The organism is Mesorhizobium sp. 2RAF21 (genome assembly GCF_052115345.1).
In the GTDB taxonomy this organism is placed as follows: Bacteria; Pseudomonadota; Alphaproteobacteria; order Rhizobiales; family Rhizobiaceae; genus Mesorhizobium; species Mesorhizobium terrae.
Genome location: NZ_JBFRGM010000013.1, coordinates 152925 through 167184, shown reverse-complemented (window position 1 = coordinate 167184; position 14260 = coordinate 152925). Strand labels below are relative to the sequence as shown.

The 14260-nt window shown below is 63.9% G+C and carries 15 protein-coding genes; 5 read left to right on the top strand and 10 right to left on the bottom strand.

Annotation, left to right across the window (positions count from 1 at the left end):
* Positions 1–30: 30 nt before the first annotated feature.
* Positions 31–3192, top strand: a complete 3162-nt coding sequence (locus AB4136_RS22065; protein ID WP_024922791.1) for an efflux RND transporter permease subunit — start codon at positions 31–33, stop codon at positions 3190–3192.
* Positions 3193–3274: 82 nt separating this feature from the next.
* Here the strand turns inward: AB4136_RS22065 and AB4136_RS22060 are convergent, their stop codons facing one another.
* The gene (locus tag AB4136_RS22060) at positions 3275–4240 is read right to left on the bottom strand and encodes an NAD-dependent epimerase/dehydratase family protein (protein ID WP_024922790.1); all 966 of its coding nucleotides are present in this window, start codon (positions 4238–4240) and stop codon (positions 3275–3277) included.
* A 98-nt stretch (positions 4241–4338) separates the two neighbouring features.
* On the opposite strand from AB4136_RS22060, the gene AB4136_RS22055 reads away from it, so the two are divergent.
* Positions 4339–5226 (top strand): LysR family transcriptional regulator, encoded by an 888-nt coding sequence (locus tag AB4136_RS22055; RefSeq protein ID WP_024922789.1) that lies wholly within the window; start codon positions 4339–4341, stop codon positions 5224–5226.
* Here the strand turns inward: AB4136_RS22055 and AB4136_RS22050 are convergent.
* The 3 genes from AB4136_RS22050 to AB4136_RS22040 all read right to left on the bottom strand — a co-directional run bounded on the left by AB4136_RS22050 (position 5211) and on the right by AB4136_RS22040 (position 7670).
* Complete coding sequence (locus AB4136_RS22050; RefSeq protein ID WP_024922788.1) at positions 5211–6386, bottom strand: MFS transporter; 1176 nt, start codon at positions 6384–6386, stop codon at positions 5211–5213. The two genes, AB4136_RS22055 and AB4136_RS22050, sit on opposite strands and share 16 nt — an antisense overlap.
* A 154-nt stretch (positions 6387–6540) precedes the next feature.
* Positions 6541–6849, bottom strand: coding sequence for a DUF1244 domain-containing protein (locus tag AB4136_RS22045; RefSeq protein ID WP_024922787.1), 309 nt, complete (start codon positions 6847–6849; stop codon positions 6541–6543).
* A gap of 23 nt (positions 6850–6872) precedes the next feature.
* Complete coding sequence (locus tag AB4136_RS22040) at positions 6873–7670, bottom strand: N-formylglutamate amidohydrolase (protein ID WP_024922786.1); 798 nt, start codon at positions 7668–7670, stop codon at positions 6873–6875.
* Positions 7671–7915: 245 nt separating this feature from the next.
* Between AB4136_RS22040 and AB4136_RS22035 the strand changes: the two genes are divergently transcribed.
* Together AB4136_RS22035 and pyk are read left to right on the top strand one after the other, a co-directional pair.
* The gene (locus AB4136_RS22035; protein ID WP_024922785.1) at positions 7916–8413 is read left to right on the top strand and encodes a DUF1036 domain-containing protein; all 498 of its coding nucleotides are present in this window, start codon (positions 7916–7918) and stop codon (positions 8411–8413) included.
* A complete protein-coding gene (pyk, locus tag AB4136_RS22030) occupies positions 8410–9840 on the top strand; it encodes a pyruvate kinase (RefSeq protein ID WP_024922784.1) in 1431 nt (476 codons plus the stop codon). Before AB4136_RS22035 ends, pyk begins: the two co-directional genes overlap by 4 nt.
* Before the next feature lie 88 nt (positions 9841–9928).
* On the opposite strand, the gene AB4136_RS22025 is transcribed toward pyk, so the two are convergent.
* The 6 genes from AB4136_RS22025 to AB4136_RS22000 all read right to left on the bottom strand — a co-directional run bounded on the left by AB4136_RS22025 (position 9929) and on the right by AB4136_RS22000 (position 13590).
* Positions 9929–10513, bottom strand: a complete 585-nt coding sequence (locus tag AB4136_RS22025) for a tetratricopeptide repeat protein (RefSeq protein WP_024922783.1) — start codon at positions 10511–10513, stop codon at positions 9929–9931.
* Between the two features lie 91 nt (positions 10514–10604).
* Positions 10605–10730 carry a type B 50S ribosomal protein L36 gene (gene ykgO, locus AB4136_RS22020; RefSeq protein WP_006203764.1) on the bottom strand — a complete coding sequence of 42 codons (126 nt, stop codon included), beginning with the start codon at positions 10728–10730 and terminating at the stop codon, positions 10605–10607.
* Between the two features lie 132 nt (positions 10731–10862).
* Complete coding sequence (locus AB4136_RS22015; RefSeq protein WP_024922782.1) at positions 10863–11942, bottom strand: 5-(carboxyamino)imidazole ribonucleotide synthase; 1080 nt, start codon at positions 11940–11942, stop codon at positions 10863–10865.
* Entirely contained in the window at positions 11939–12436 is a 498-nt protein-coding gene (gene purE / locus AB4136_RS22010; protein WP_024922781.1) for a 5-(carboxyamino)imidazole ribonucleotide mutase, read from the bottom strand. The genes AB4136_RS22015 and purE overlap by 4 nt, the downstream gene beginning before the upstream one ends.
* A 105-nt stretch (positions 12437–12541) precedes the next feature.
* Positions 12542–13306 carry a carbon-nitrogen hydrolase family protein gene (locus AB4136_RS22005; protein ID WP_024922780.1) on the bottom strand — a complete coding sequence of 255 codons (765 nt, stop codon included), beginning with the start codon at positions 13304–13306 and terminating at the stop codon, positions 12542–12544.
* An 80-nt stretch (positions 13307–13386) separates the two neighbouring features.
* Positions 13387–13590, bottom strand: a complete 204-nt coding sequence (locus AB4136_RS22000; RefSeq protein WP_024922779.1) for a YdcH family protein — start codon at positions 13588–13590, stop codon at positions 13387–13389.
* Between the two features lie 233 nt (positions 13591–13823).
* On the opposite strand from AB4136_RS22000, the gene AB4136_RS21995 reads away from it, so the two are divergent.
* Complete coding sequence (locus AB4136_RS21995) at positions 13824–14003, top strand: YdcH family protein (RefSeq protein WP_024922778.1); 180 nt, start codon at positions 13824–13826, stop codon at positions 14001–14003.
* Positions 14004–14260: the final 257 nt, after the last annotated feature.

Below are 14260 nucleotides of genomic sequence, written 5' to 3'. Positions count from 1 at the left end.
GGTCCTCATCCACTTACGGGATCTGACCCCATGGATATCGTCACGCTTGCCATCAAGAATGCGCGGCTGACCATTTCGGTGCTGGTGTTCCTGCTGCTCGCAGGCGCCATTGCCTATATGTCGGTGCCCAAGGAAGCCGAACCGGACGTTCCGATTCCGATGATGTATGTTTCCCTGGTCTATCAGGGCATCTCGCCGGAAGATTCCGAGCGGCTGCTGCTGAGACCCGTCGAGACCAAGCTCAAAAGCCTGAAGGGCCTGAAGGAAATGCGTTCGGCCGCATTCCAGGGCGGTGGCTATGTGCTGGTCGAGTTCGATCCCTCGACCGATCTGTCCCAGGCGCTGCAGGACACGCGCTCCAAGGTGCAGGATGCCAAAGCCGATCTGCCGCAGGCGGCGGAGGAGCCGACGGTCAACGAGGTCAATATTTCCGAATTCCCGGTGCTGGTCGTTACTCTCTCCGGCCATGTGCCCGAGCGTGTGCTGACCGCCGCCGCGCGCGAATTGCGCGACCGCATCGAGGAAGTTCCGGGCGTGCTGGAAGGCACGCTGCAAGGCGCGCGCAAGGACCTCGTCGAAGTCGTCGTCGATCCGGTCAAGCTTTCCTCATACGGGTTGCAGCTTGATCAACTGATGCAGGGCGTCGGCGCGTCCAACAGCCTGGTCGCGGCCGGCAATATCGAGGGCGCGGAAGGCAAATACGCGGTCAAGGTGCCATCGCTCATCGAGACACCGGAAGACGTCGCCAACCTGCCGGTGGTGGCGCGGCCGAACGCCGTGGTGCAGGCGAAGGATGTCGCGACCATCCGCTCCACTTTCAAGGACGCCGAAACCATCACCCGGCTGGACGGCAAGCCGGCCATCGCCATCGAAGTGAAGAAGCGCATCGGCGCCAACATCGTCGAGACGATCGAGGGCGCGAAGAAGGTCGCCGACGAGTTCGTCAAGGTCGCACCGCCGGGCATGGAAGTCACCTACACGCAGGACAAGTCCGTCTTCGTGAAGCAGCTTCTCAACGATCTGCAGAACCACGTGATGATCGCCGTCATCCTGGTCTTCATCGTCATCCTCTACGCGCTGTCGGGACGCGCCTCGCTGCTCATCGGTCTGGCCATCCCGTCATCGTTCCTGATCGGTATCCTGCTACTTGCCATGATGGGCTACACGATCAACATGATCGTGCTGTTCAGCCTGATCCTGGCCGTCGGCATGCTGGTGGACGATGCCATCATCGTCACCGAATTCGCCGAGCGGCGCATGACGGAAGGCATGCCGAAGGAAGAAGCCTTCGCGCTTGCCGCCAAGCGCATGGCCGGTCCGGTCATCGCGGCTACCATGACGCGTATCGCCGCCTTCTCGCCGCTCTTGTTCTGGCCGGGCATCATCGGCGACTTCATGAAATACCTGCCGATCACGCTGATCGTCACGCTGGCGGCCTCGATGCTTTATGCGCTGGTGTTCACGCCGACGCTCGGCGCCATATTCGCCAAGGCCGAATTGCACAGCGAGGAAGAGCGCAAGGACGGCGCCTATATGGCGCTGGTGCGCAAGGCCGTGCAGTACCCGAAGACGGTGCTGATGCTGACGGTCGTGCTCCTGGTCGGCGTGCAGGTCGCTTATTCCAAATACGGCGCCGGCGTCGAATTCTTCCCGAATGTCGAGCCGGACTACGGCCTTCTCTATGTGCATGCGCGCGGCAACCTCTCATTGGCCGAGATGGACGCGGCGACGCGCATTGCCGAAAACAAGCTGGTTGGCTGGCCGGGGATCAAATCGGTCTATACCCGTGTCGGCAAGACTCAAGGCGGCGGCGCCGACATTCCCGAAGACGTCGTCGGCGTCATCCAGTATGAGTTCGTCGACTGGCGCGAGCGCAAGTCGGCCAATCAGATCCTGCACGAATTGCGCGAAGTTATGGCCGGCATTCCTGGCGTCGACGTGGAAGTGCGCGTGCCGGAAGCCGGCCCGCCAACCGGCAAGGCTATTCAGGTGCGTATTTCGGCCGCCGATCCGGCTGGCATCGAGAAAGTGGCGCGCGACGTCGCCGCCCGCGTCGCCAAAGTGCCGCATGTCATCGACGTGTCGGATGGCCTGCCGCCGCCCGGCATCGACTGGGCGCTGGAGGTCGACCGCAGCAAGGCGGCGCAATACGGCGTCAATCCGACCTCGGTTGGCACCGTCGTGCAACTCGTTACCAACGGGCTGAAGCTCAGCGAATACCGCCCGGCCGGTGCCGACGATGCCGTCGACATCCGCCTGCGGCTGCCGGAAGATCGGCGCACGCTGTCGACGCTGGACGAACTGCGCGTGCAGACCAGCCAGGGTTCGGTGCCGATCTCGAATTTCGTCGTCCGCAAGCCGGAGCCGCGCGTCGGCACGCTGCACCGCATCGACAGCGCCCGCACCGTGGTGGTGCAGGCCAACGTTGCCGCCGGAGGGCAAGTGGCGGCCGTGCAGGCCGAGGTGACCAAGGCGATTGCCGACATGGGCCTGCCTTCGCACTTCCGCTGGAAGCTCGCCGGTTCCAACAAGGACAGCGCGGAAGCCAGTTCCTTCCTGTCGAAGGCGTTCGGCGCGGCGATCTTCCTGATCTTCCTGGTGCTGCTGGCGCAGTTCAACAAGTTCACCTCGGTGTTGCTGGTGCTCTCCTGCGTGATCATGGCGACGATCGGCGTGTTCCTCGGGCTTATGATGACCGGTCAGGCTTTCGGCATCGTCATGTCCGGCATCGGCGTGATCGCGCTGGCCGGGGTCGTGGTGAACAACAATATCGTGCTGATCGACACTTACGACCGACTGCGCGAAGAGGGCTGGGACAAGACCGAGGCGGTGCTGCAGACCTGCCGCGAACGCGCCCGCCCGGTGGTGCTGACGGCGGTGTCGGCGATCCTCGGCGTGCTGCCCATCGCCTTCGGCCTCGGTCTTGAAATCTTCCACCATGAGACGACGATCAACGCGCCGTCGACGCAGTGGTGGATTTCGCTGTCCTCGGCCATCGTCTTCGGCCTGTCTTTCGCTACGCTTCTGACGCTGGTGGTGACGCCGGCCATGCTGATGGTGTTCACCCGCGCCAAGCGCAAGCCCGGCCAGCGCGGCTGGCTCGGTCGCCTGTTCAGGCGCCGCGAGGCCGCGTCGAATGACGACGTGGCCGGTGCCGACGCGGTTGGCGCGCTGCGCAAAGCGGCCGAATAAACGGCAAGAAGTCAGACGAACAAAAGGCCGCCCGTTTTCCCGGGCGGCCTTTTTTGCTTGGCGCGTTGTTCGCGCCGGGCGGTCAGGCGGCTTCGGCGTGCGAGGCGACGCTGGCCACCGGGATGCCAAGGTCGGTCAGGGCTTCGGCAACGGAGCGGTCGAGCGGCGTGTGCGGGATCGATCCGATCAGCTTTTCCAGCCTGCCGGAGACCAGCCGATGCGGCTCGAAGCGCAGATAGGACATCGACACGAGCGCCTTCCACATCGGCACGAACGGCGCGCCAACCCTCAACACCCACCAGGGCATGGCGGCCATGCTGAGCTTGCGGCCGACTGCCTTTTCCATCGCCGCCTTCATGTCCATGTCGGTGACGGCATGGCCGGGGAAGTGAAGCGTCTCATAGGTGCCGAGCCGGTCGAGATTGTCGGCAAGCGCGACGAAGGTGGCGGCGAGGTCGGGCAAATAGGCCCATTCATGCACGATGTCGGTCGGGCCGGCGGCCGTGTAGACGCCCTTCTGAACTTTCGAGGCCATCACCATGTCGAACCATGAGCCGGTTCCGGTGCCGCCGAAGAAATCGCCGGCGCGCAACTGGATGGTACGCAGGCGGCCAGCTTCGGCCTCAGTGCGCAGCATGTCTTCCAGCTCAACGCGAATGCGTCCCTTCTCGGTCGTCGGCCGGATCGGCGCGTCCTCGGTGATGAATTCGGGGATAGGCGAGCCGTAATTGTAGACGTTGCCCGGGAACAGCAGCACCGCGCCATTGGCCTCGCAGGCGGCGACAACATTCCTGGCCATCGGCAGCACGCTGCTCCAGTCGGAATAGATTGGATTGAGGCCGTGGAAGACGATATCGACGCCCTGGGTGGCGCGAATCAGCGCGTTGCGGTCGAGTGCGTCCGCGGCGACGGCCTCGGCGCCGGCGAGGTCCGCCGGCAGCTTGCCGCTGCGGGTGATGGCGCGGACATCATATCCTGCCTCGACGAAAGCCTTGCCGACAGCGCGGCCGAGGCGTCCATTGGCACCGAGGATTGCGATCGTGGTCATTGAATGTCTCCGTGTTCGGGTTTCGATGGCCCTATTTTCTCTTTTCGCGGGCGAATGAAAATTGACGTAATTCGGCGTTCTGATATTCATTTTTGAATATGCAGGATATGGACTGGAACCTCATCAAGAGTTTCGTGGCGGTGGCCGAGACCGGCAGCCTGTCGGCCGCGGCGCGCAAGCTTGCCGCCAGCCAGCCGACGCTTGGCCGCCACATCACGGAACTGGAGCAGGCGCTCGGCGTCACGCTGTTCCGGCGCGGGCGGCGCGGCTATCAGCTCACCGAGGCCGGTATAGTGCTCTATGAGCGCGGTCAGGCGGTGGCCGAGCGGGCAACCGCCTTTTCATTGCTGGCACTGGGTTCGGTCGAGGCGATCGAAGGCACGGTGCGTATCGCGGCCAGCGAGGTCGTCGCGGCTCATGTGCTGCCGGAAATCACCGCCAGGCTCGGCCTGGAGGAACCCGGCATCGAGATCGAGGTTGTCGCATCCAACCAGGTTGAGAATCTTTTGCGGCGGGATGCCGACATCGCCATCCGCATGGTGCGGCCAGCGCAGAACGAACTGGTCGCGCGCAAGGTGACCGACATCCCGCTGTGCGCTTGCGCGGCAACGTCCTACCTGGCGCGACGAGGCAGGCCACAGACGACAGCCGACATCGTCGATCACGATATCGTCGGCTTCGACCGCGACGACAGCATCATCCGCGGTTTCGCCGCCTTCGGCGTCACCCTGGAGCGCAGTGCCTTCCGCTTCCGCTGCGACAACCAGATCGTCTATTGGAAGGCGGTGCGTGCCGGCAACGGCATCGGCTTCACCCAGCGGCCGCTGGCCAACAGGGAGCCGTTTGTCGAGACCTTGCTGCCGGAGCTCGCCCTGCCGCCGCTGCCGGTGTGGCTGGCCATGCACCGCGACGTGCGCGGTTCGCTGCGCATCCGTCGCGTCGCCGACTTCCTCCATGAGGCATTGAAGGCCTATTCCGCCGGCTGAGCCGCGAAATCGGCGGCATGCGCCAGGTTCGACATCAGGAAGACGATGGCGAGGAAGCCGGACAAGACCATGAACACGGCGGTGAAGCCGACATGTTCGGCGGCGAAGCCGATCAGGGACGGCGCCAGGAGGATGCCGGAGTAACCCATGGTTGTGACCACGCTCATGCCGGTTCCCGACGCCATGCCAGGCTGATTGCCGCCGGCCGAGAAGGCGATCGGCACCATGTTGGCGATGCCGAGCCCGGCGACGGCGAAGGCGGCGATGACCAGCCAGGGCCAGGGCGACAAAGCCGCCACGAACATGCCGGAGGAGGCGATCAGCGAAGACACGCGCAGCGTCGTCACTGCGCCGAAGCGGTTGCGCACGCCGTCGCCGGCAAAGCGCATCAGGGCCATGGCGCCGGAGAACAGCGCGTAAGCAAGGCCGGCGGTGGCGAGATCGGCACCGAGTTCCTGTTTCAGATAAAGGGCTGCCCAATCGAGCACGGCGCCTTCCGGGATCATGGTGATCAGCGCCATCAGGCCGATGAGATAGATGGCGGGTGTCTTCGGCAGCGAGAATTTATGGTGTTCCTGCGCCATCGGTCGCGGATCGGTGACCAGATAACGCGCGGCGATGGCGAGCAGCAGAATGGCGACGACGGTGACGATGATCGCGTGGGTCAAGTGGCCGTAGTGCTGGATGGCGAAGCCGCCGATACTGCCGCCGGCAAAGCCGCCCAGGCTCCAGAAGCCGTGCGACGAGGACATGACCGCGCGCGATAGCCGCCGCTCGACCGAGACCGCGTTGGCGTTCATGGCAACGTCCATGCCGCCGATCAGGCCGCCGAACAGGAACATGGCTATCGCCGCCGTCGGCACGTTGGTGGCCAATGCCACGATCAGCAGCCCGAACACGCAGACACTGGCAAAACCGCGCAGAACCGCGCGCGAGCCGTATCTCGACATCAGGTAGCCGGACAGAGGCATGAAGGTGAGCGCGCCGAGGCCAAACAGCAGGATAAGCAGGCCGAGCGTCACCTTGCTGATGTCGAGTCTGGTCAGGAAGACCGGAATCTGCGGTGCCCAACTGCCGGTGAGAAAGCCGTTGATGGAGAACATCGCAGCCACCGCCCAGCGGCCGCGGACGGCGTCTTGCATGGAAATGGCTGCGGGCATGGCTCGGTCCGACTGAAATTGAAACGATTCAATCGCTAGATCGTTTCGTTTTTTTCGTCAAGTCCCGCGATGAAATTGGGCTTGGTCCAGGAATAGAAACGGGGCGGGGCCGCGAAGCTGATATTCGCGTCCGCGGGTGCCCCCGTCGTCGGCGTCAATGATCCTTCGGGCGATTGGTCGCGAAGGCGGCTTTCTGGGCGTCGGAAGCTTCGGTCTGGTGCTGGGCTTGCCATTCGGCGTAGGGCATGCCGTAGACGATCTCGCGCGACTGGTCCTTGGAAAGAGGAACGCCTTTGGCCTCGGCGGCCTCGCGGTACCAGTTGGACAGGCAGTTGCGGCAGAAGCCGGCAAGGTTCATCAGGTCGATATTCTGGACGTCTGTGCGCTCGCGCAGATGTTCGAGCAGTCGGCGGAAGGCTGCCGCTTCGAAGTCGCGTTTCTGTTCGTCGCTGAGGTCGTTCATCGTGGTGTCCTCGTCTTGGCGCGTCACAGCGGCCCGGTGCGCGAGCCGAACATCCTCACCGCCTGTATATCGGGTTGGCGGTTGACCACTTCAACGATCGGGGCCAGCCGCTCCGCCCAGGCGAGTGCGCCTTTCTGGTCGGCGATCAGGTCCTGGCGGATTTCGATGAGCGCATGGGCGAAGCCGTTGACGATAGCGTGCCGGAACATGGTGTCACCGCGCAGGGCGCCGTCATAGGGTTCGTTATCGCCGACCACGAGATCCTTGTCGGCCGCCAGCGCCTCGATGATCGGGCGCGGCGCGCGGTCGTCCAGGTCCCACAGGATGCCGGCATGCCAAGGACGCGTTCGGCCCTGCATAACGGGCGTGAAGGAATGGATGGAGAGGATGAACGGCGCCCGACCCGACGCCTCGGCCACCGAGGCGATCATAGCGGCGACGGCGTCGTGATAGGGGCGGTAGAAGCGCTCCAGCCGTCGCGCGCGCTCCTCGGCCGACATCGGATAGTTGCCGGGCACCACGGTGCCGTCATAAAGCTGGCGGATCAGCGTCGGGTCGTCCTCGCCACGGTTGGGATCGATCAGGAGCCGCGAGAAATTGGCGAGTATCGCCGGCGCGTTGACGAGAGCAGCCAGTTCGCGCGTCACCGCCTCGACGCCGATATCATAGGCGATGTGGCGTTCGAACTCCGCGGCTGGCAACCCAAGCGCGCCATATTCTTCCGGTAGATCGCGCCGCGCGTGGTCGGCCACCAGCACGATGCCGCGGCTACGGTCACCTTCTATCAGGTCGAACGGCGCAAAAACTGTGGATCGGGTCATGGCAGAGAGAAATCAAACGGTGGCGTTGCGGAGGAGGATGGTAGCGTGATCCCACGAAGCGGAAGTCCGCGCAATGCCGTTGTTTGGTCAAGGTTTTTGCGAAAAACTTTCCACGTCCGGCATGGCATGGGCCGGCTTGCCAATTAAATCGATTGGATTCACAGTGGGGGGCGCGTTGACATGCGCCCGGACATCTTCGAAAAGGGCGCCTGATCATGCAAGTTTCAATCAACCAGGGGGCACGAATGGCATCCGCCGGCCGGCAGCGTACGCGAAAGGGCCTCGCCCTCTTGCTGCCGCTGCTCGTGCTTCTCGCGGCGCCGCTGGTGATGGCATCCGAGGCCAGGGCCGATTTCAGGGTGTGCAACGCCACCCAGAACCTCGTCGGCGTCGGCATCGGCTATCGCGCCAAATCGGGCTGGATCACCGAAGGCTGGTGGCACATCGAAGGCTCGACCTGCAAGACGCTGATCGAGGGGCCGCTGTCATCGAGGTTTTATTATCTCTATGCAGAAGATGCCGAGCGCGGCGGCCGTTGGGATGGTCCGATCTCGATGTGCGTGGCCGAGAAGGAATTCAAGATCGCCGGCGTAACCGATTGCGTCGCCCGGGGCTTCCAACGCGCCGGATTCCAGGAATACGACACGGGCGAGCAGGCCAGCTGGATGGTCCAGTTGACCGAGCAGCCCACCACGGAGGGCGCGCCCGCCACTCCGGCAAGCAACGGTCAAAACAGTCAATGAGACGCAGCCGCAAGGTCAAGATCCTAGCCACCATCGGTCCGGCCTCCTCCGATGAGGCCATGCTGAAAAAGCTCTTCGAGGCAGGTGCGGATGTGTTCCGCATCAATATGAGCCATTCCGATCATGACCTGATGCGCACGCTCGTTGCTCGCGTCCGCTCGGTCGAGGCCGCAGTCGGTCGCCCGATCGGTATCCTGGCCGATCTACAGGGGCCGAAGTTGCGCGTCGGCAAATTCGCCAATGGCAAGGAAGAATTGACCGTCGGCCAGACCTTCACGCTGGACGACAATCCGGAGCTTGGCGACGCGACCCGGGTCCACCTGCCGCATCCCGAGATCCTGCGCTCCGTCGAGGTCGGCCACCGGCTGTTGATCGATGACGGCAAGGTCGAGCTGAAGGCGGTCAAGACCGACGGCCGTTCCATCGTCACCACGGTGGTGGTCGGCACCAAGATTTCCGACAAGAAGGGCGTGTCGTTGCCCGATACGGACTTGCCGGTCGGCGCGCTGACCGAGAAGGACCGCAGGGATCTCGACGCGGTGCTCGCCGCCGGCGTCGATTGGGTGGCGCTGTCCTTCATCCAGCGGCCGGAAGACCTGGCGGAAGCCCGCAAGATCGCGCGCGGCCGGGCGTTGCTGCTCTCCAAGATCGAGAAGCCGCAGGCCGTGGCGCGACTGGCAGAGATCATCGAATTGTCCGATGCGCTGATGGTGGCGCGCGGCGATCTCGGCGTCGAGATGCCGCTCGAAGCGGTGCCCGGCATCCAGAAGCAGATCACACGCGCGGCGCGGCGTGCCGGCAAGCCGGTCGTGGTGGCCACCCAGATGCTGGAATCGATGATTTCCGCGCCGGTGCCGACCCGCGCCGAGGTGTCCGACGTGGCGACCGCCGTGTTCGAAGGCGCGGACGCCATCATGCTTTCGGCCGAATCCGCCGCCGGTGCCTATCCGGTCGAAGCGGTGGCAACGATGAACCGCATCGCCGAACGCGTCGAGCGCGATCCGACCTATGCCGGCATCATCAATGCCCAGCGCTCGGAACCGGAAGCGACCGGTGCCGACGCCATTTCGCTGGCGGCGCGCGAGATCGCCGAAACGTTGAAACTGTCGGCGATCGTCACCTACACCGCATCCGGCACCACCGGCCTGCGCGCGGCGCGCGAGCGGCCGCAGGTGCCGATCATCGCGTTGTCGCCGATCCTGGCCACGGCGCGGCGGTTGTCGCTTTTGTGGGGCACGCATTGCGTGGTCTCGGAAGACGCCACCGATCTCGACGACATGGTCGAACGCGCCTGCCGCATCGCTTCGGAACAGGGTTTCGGCAAGGCGGGCGACCGCATCATCGTCACCGCCGGCGTGCCGCTGCGGACACCGGGTTCCACGAACATGCTGCGGATCGCCTATCTGGGTGCCGACGGGCAGAAGTGAGCGCTTGGTGAGCGGGCAATAATAAAGGGGCAGATTCTGCCCCGGCCCGCTTCGTCCTTACTATTCGCTAGTTCCTAGCGCCTCTCCCTCATATCGCTTCTCCAGCTAGGTCCTCGGACAGTTTCGACACCTGGTCCTGAGCGTTACGCAACATCGGATAGACGTCGAGCACCTTCTGCCAGGCGTCCAGCGCGGACTGCTTGCGGCCGGTCTCGGTCATGATCTGCGCCATGCCCGACAAGGCGCCGAAATGGCGCGGTTCGAGTTCCAGCGTCTTCTCGATGTCGGCCATCGACTTGGCGTAGTTCTTCATCAGGAAATGCGCTGTGGCGCGGCGGTTCCAACCCTCGGCATATTTGGGATCGAGTGTCACCACCTGGTCGAGAAAATCGAGGGCTACGTCGAATTTCTGATCCTCGATCGCCTTCTGCGACCATTGCATCATCAGGTCGATCGAGGCGCTGCCGGAGCGGTTCCATTCGGCCCAGATGCGGCCGGCGATGCGCTCGGCCGCCTTCGGATTGCGCTCATGCTTGAGATCGGAGAACAGCCGGTCGAGCCGCTGTTCGCGCGTCTGCGGCGCAGCGGTCTCCGTGGTGCTGTCGGCGGCAATGGCCGGCAGAACAGGAATCGAAAGAGAAAGCGCCGTGCAAACGGCGAAAAAAATCCGCATTCCCGGACTCTATCTCCGGGATGCCGGACGTCAAACTGAATCTGGTTTCGACATCAATGCGGCGCGCCTTGTTACAGGCGCGCTGGCAGGATCAGCCCTGACGCGCCTTGTAGCGCGGGGCAGTCTTGTTGATGATGTAGATGCGGCCCTTGCGACGAACCAGCTGGTTGTCCCGGTGACGCGCCTTGAGCGCCTTGAGCGAATTCTTGATCTTCATGGTCTTGCCCGTCGGTCTTAGCCCGGTTCCGGGCCTAATTTTTAAGGCGCGCCCGAAGACGCGCCCTGTCGGATCGGCTCAATACCGGGGTGCCCGGCTTATGTCAACCTTCGGCGCGTGCGTAAGCGACGATCAGTTGGCAAATGGACGGATGCGGGTGAAATGCCCCATCTTGCGACCGGGCCGCGCTTCTTCCTTGCCATAGAGGTGCAGCATGAGGCCGGGCTCGGCGAGCAAAGCCGGCACCTCGGCAACGTCGTCTCCGATCAGGTTTTGCATCACGCAATCGGAATGGCGCCCGGCATCGCCCAGCGGCTGGCCGGCAACGGCGCGGATATGCTGCTCGAACTGCGAAACCGTGCAGGCGGCCTCCGTCCAATGGCCGGAATTGTGCACGCGCGGCGCGATCTCGTTGGCCAGCAGTCCTCCGTCGGGCAGGACGAAGAACTCAATGCCGATCACGCCGACATAATCGAGCGCGCTGACGATGGCCATGGAGGCCTGCTTGGCCGCGTCGGCCGTGGCGACGGAGACGGAAGCAGGGACCGTCGAAGTGTGCAGAATGCCGTTACGGTGCACGTTTCGCGCCGGATCGAACACGACCAGAGAGCCGTCGAGACCGCGCGCGGCGATCATGGAAATCTCGAACTCGAAGGAAACCAGCGATTCCAGGATGAGCGGCACCCCACCCATGACCGCATAGAGGCCCTCGACCGGTTCGCCGCCGCGCAAAACGCGCTGGCCCTTGCCGTCATAGCCGAGGCGGCGGGTCTTCAGCACGCCGCTGCCGCCGAAGTCGGCCAGGGCCGCGGCAAGATCGGCATCGCTGTCGACAGCGTGGAAGGCGGCCGTGGCAACGCCGATGCCGTTCAGGAATTCCTTCTCGACGACGCGGTCCTGCGCCACCTGCAGCGCGCGCGCCGGCGGCCGCACCGGCCGGGTGGCGGCCAGCGCCTCGGCGGCGGTGACCGGCACATTCTCGAATTCATAGGTGATAACCGCGCAGGAGGCCGCAAGTTCGGCCAGCGCGGCGGCATCGTCATAGGCGGCGACGATCTGGCGATTGGCGACCTGGGCGGCCGGGCAATCCGGCTGCGGCTCGAGGATGATGGTGCGGTAGCCAAGCCGGGCCGCGGCCATCGCCAGCATGCGGCCGAGCTGGCCGCCGCCGATGATGCCGATGGCGGCGCCTACGGGAAGCGCTGCGCTCACGGCTGGTCCACCGGCACGACAGCGACCCTGGCGGTTTGGCCAGCACGCCAGCCGTCGAGCCGTTCGGCCAGGGCGGTGTCGTTGAGGGCAAGCACGGCTGCCGCGAGCAGCGCCGCGTTGGCGGCACCGGCCTTGCCGATGGCCAGGGTGCCGACCGGGATGCCCGCCGGCATCTGGACGATGGACAAAAGCGAGTCCTGGCCGGACAGCGCCTTCGATTCCACCGGCACGCCGAACACCGGCAGCGGGGTCATGGCGGCCGTCATGCCGGGCAGGTGGGCAGCACCGCCGGCGCCGGCGATGATCACCTTGAATCCGGCGGCCTTGGCGCCCTTAGCGAAATCATAGAGCCGGTCCGGAGTGCGATGGGCCGAAACGATCAGCGCCTTGTGCGGGATCTCCAGCACCTCCAATATCTCGGCGGCGTGACGCATGGTCGCCCAGTCGGACTGGCTGCCCATGATGATGGCGACTTCGGCTTTGTGCTGGGCCAAATTGCTCTCCCCGGCGGCAAAGTGGCGAGGTAGCCGAATTTGCCTTGCGGAGCAAGGATCGCGGTCGTTCTTCGGCGCGCTTCGTGCCTTATCCGCGGCGGAAAACTAACCGCGAACGTAGCAGGGATATTCGCTGCGCTGCCTGGAGGCGCGTTCCGGATCGATTTCGATGACCTGAAGCGGGTCTGACGGGTTAGTTACGGCCAGAAGGGCGCCATCCGGGGCGAAAGCAAAACCGGTGCCGCCAAAGACAGTGCCGTTCCGAGAACGGCCCACCCGGTTGGAGCTCACCACATAGCCTCCCGACACGATCGCAGCCATCTTACCTGCGGTGAGCCAGTTTTCCGTCGCCGTGCCCGCCGCGCGCGGGATGGCGATGAGGGAGGCGCCCTGACGTCCGTAGCTGCGCGCATGTTCGTTGAACATCGCGTCGGTGCACAACATCACACCAACGGTCAGGCCACCAACCGCGCTGGCTGTAAAGCCGTCGCTGCCGGGAACATACCAGCTGGCCTCGTACCAGCCGGGCTCTTCGGGAAAATAGTGCTTTCGATGAACTGGCCGGACAACGCTGTTCTCGATCGCCACGGCTTCGTTGACGAGCAAGCCTTCCGCTCGTACAGGTCTTGACGAAAGTATGGCCGGGATACCCAACCCGGCGAGGGCTTCGAGCCCCTTTTCGTGTGCGTCGATGCTTTGTTGGGAATGCTCGGCATCAAAAGCCGGTTGCTCGGCAATCCAGTGTCCGAATGGAAGTTCGTTGGTGATCAGGATATCCGGCCGTGCAGCGATGAGCCGGTCGGCGATGCCATCCCATTCCGCGCTATTTGCCTCAAGTGCCTCCGGCCATTCCACAAAAGCAACACGCATCTTGTTCTCACAATGGCGGATCGAGTGTTGACTGGCGGGGTCTGTCGTCGCGCAGACCGGATTCCGAAAAAAACGCCCGCTCAGGCGATGATGTCGGGGATGATGCGGTCTTCCAATGCGCTCAGCCGGTCCTTCAGCGCCAGTTTCTTCTTCTTCATGCGCTGGACCTGCAGCGGATCGCAGCCTGTGGCGATCATCGCGTTGATCGCCGCGTCGAAATCGGCGTGTTCCTGCTTCAAGCGTGCAAACTCGAGACGAATCTCGGCCTGTTCCTGTTCCGACATGTCCACCGTTCTGCTGGCTCCGGCGCCCATGCGCGCCTGATGGGCGGGGTCCACCGACATTCCGTCGACGGCGGGCTCGCATTATCACATTTCAGCGCTCGGTGGAATGCTACCACATGGTATTCGACAAGGCGAAACAATGGTGGCACACTGTCATTTGGCCGTCACGCAGGCGCCCGCGGTGGACGCTGTTGCGACGGTCGCTGGCAAGAATATGAAAGGGAGATCCATTCATGTCTCTGGCGTCCCATCTTGAAGAGCTTCACCGGAAACACAGCGATATCGAACGCGAAATCGACGATGCGCTGCTGCATCCATCGGTGGATGATCTTGAGATCGTTTGCCTCAAGCGACGCAAGCTGGCCATTAAGGACGAAATCGAAAAACTGAAGGCCCAACCGACAACACACTGAAGCGGTTTCCTATCGCGGCGCTGCGGCGCTGACCTGCTCCCCCGGCGGCATTCGCCGCCGGCCAGAGCGGTGTAACATCAGGCATCCGGCGGCTCCAAGTCGATCGGACGGTGGGATTCAAGCCTAAACTTTCCCGTATTCGCCGTTTCGCCGTTGCCAGCCCTGCAACCGTGGCCGTCTGCTTTGTCGCCGGATGGGCGGCGAAATTGTCGCTGTTCGGCGATTTGACCGGCTGGGGCTGGTGCTTGCCATTGACA

Bases quoted from the DNA above. Each gene is read 5' to 3' on its own strand.
- ykgO (WP_006203764.1), bottom strand. From the start codon at position 10,730: ATGAAGATCAAGAATTCGCTCAAGGCGCTCAAGGCGCGTCACCGGGAC.
- AB4136_RS22040 (WP_024922786.1), bottom strand. From the start codon at position 7,670: ATGACCCGATCCACAGTTTTTGCGCCGTTCGACCTGATAGAAGGTGAC.
- AB4136_RS22050 (WP_024922788.1), bottom strand. From the start codon at position 6,386: ATGCCCGCAGCCATTTCCATGCAAGACGCCGTCCGCGGCCGCTGGGCG.
- AB4136_RS22000 (WP_024922779.1), bottom strand. From the start codon at position 13,590: ATGTCGGAACAGGAACAGGCCGAGATTCGTCTCGAGTTTGCACGCTTG.
- AB4136_RS22025 (WP_024922783.1), bottom strand. From the start codon at position 10,513: ATGCGGATTTTTTTCGCCGTTTGCACGGCGCTTTCTCTTTCGATTCCT.
- pyk (WP_024922784.1), top strand. From the start codon at position 8,410: ATGAGACGCAGCCGCAAGGTCAAGATCCTAGCCACCATCGGTCCGGCC.
- AB4136_RS22065 (WP_024922791.1), top strand. From the start codon at position 31: ATGGATATCGTCACGCTTGCCATCAAGAATGCGCGGCTGACCATTTCG.
- AB4136_RS22060 (WP_024922790.1), bottom strand. From the start codon at position 4,240: ATGACCACGATCGCAATCCTCGGTGCCAATGGACGCCTCGGCCGCGCT.
- AB4136_RS22045 (WP_024922787.1), bottom strand. From the start codon at position 6,849: ATGAACGACCTCAGCGACGAACAGAAACGCGACTTCGAAGCGGCAGCC.
- AB4136_RS21995 (WP_024922778.1), top strand. From the start codon at position 13,824: ATGTCTCTGGCGTCCCATCTTGAAGAGCTTCACCGGAAACACAGCGAT.
- AB4136_RS22005 (WP_024922780.1), bottom strand. From the start codon at position 13,306: ATGCGTGTTGCTTTTGTGGAATGGCCGGAGGCACTTGAGGCAAATAGC.
- AB4136_RS22055 (WP_024922789.1), top strand. From the start codon at position 4,339: ATGCAGGATATGGACTGGAACCTCATCAAGAGTTTCGTGGCGGTGGCC.
- AB4136_RS22035 (WP_024922785.1), top strand. From the start codon at position 7,916: ATGGCATCCGCCGGCCGGCAGCGTACGCGAAAGGGCCTCGCCCTCTTG.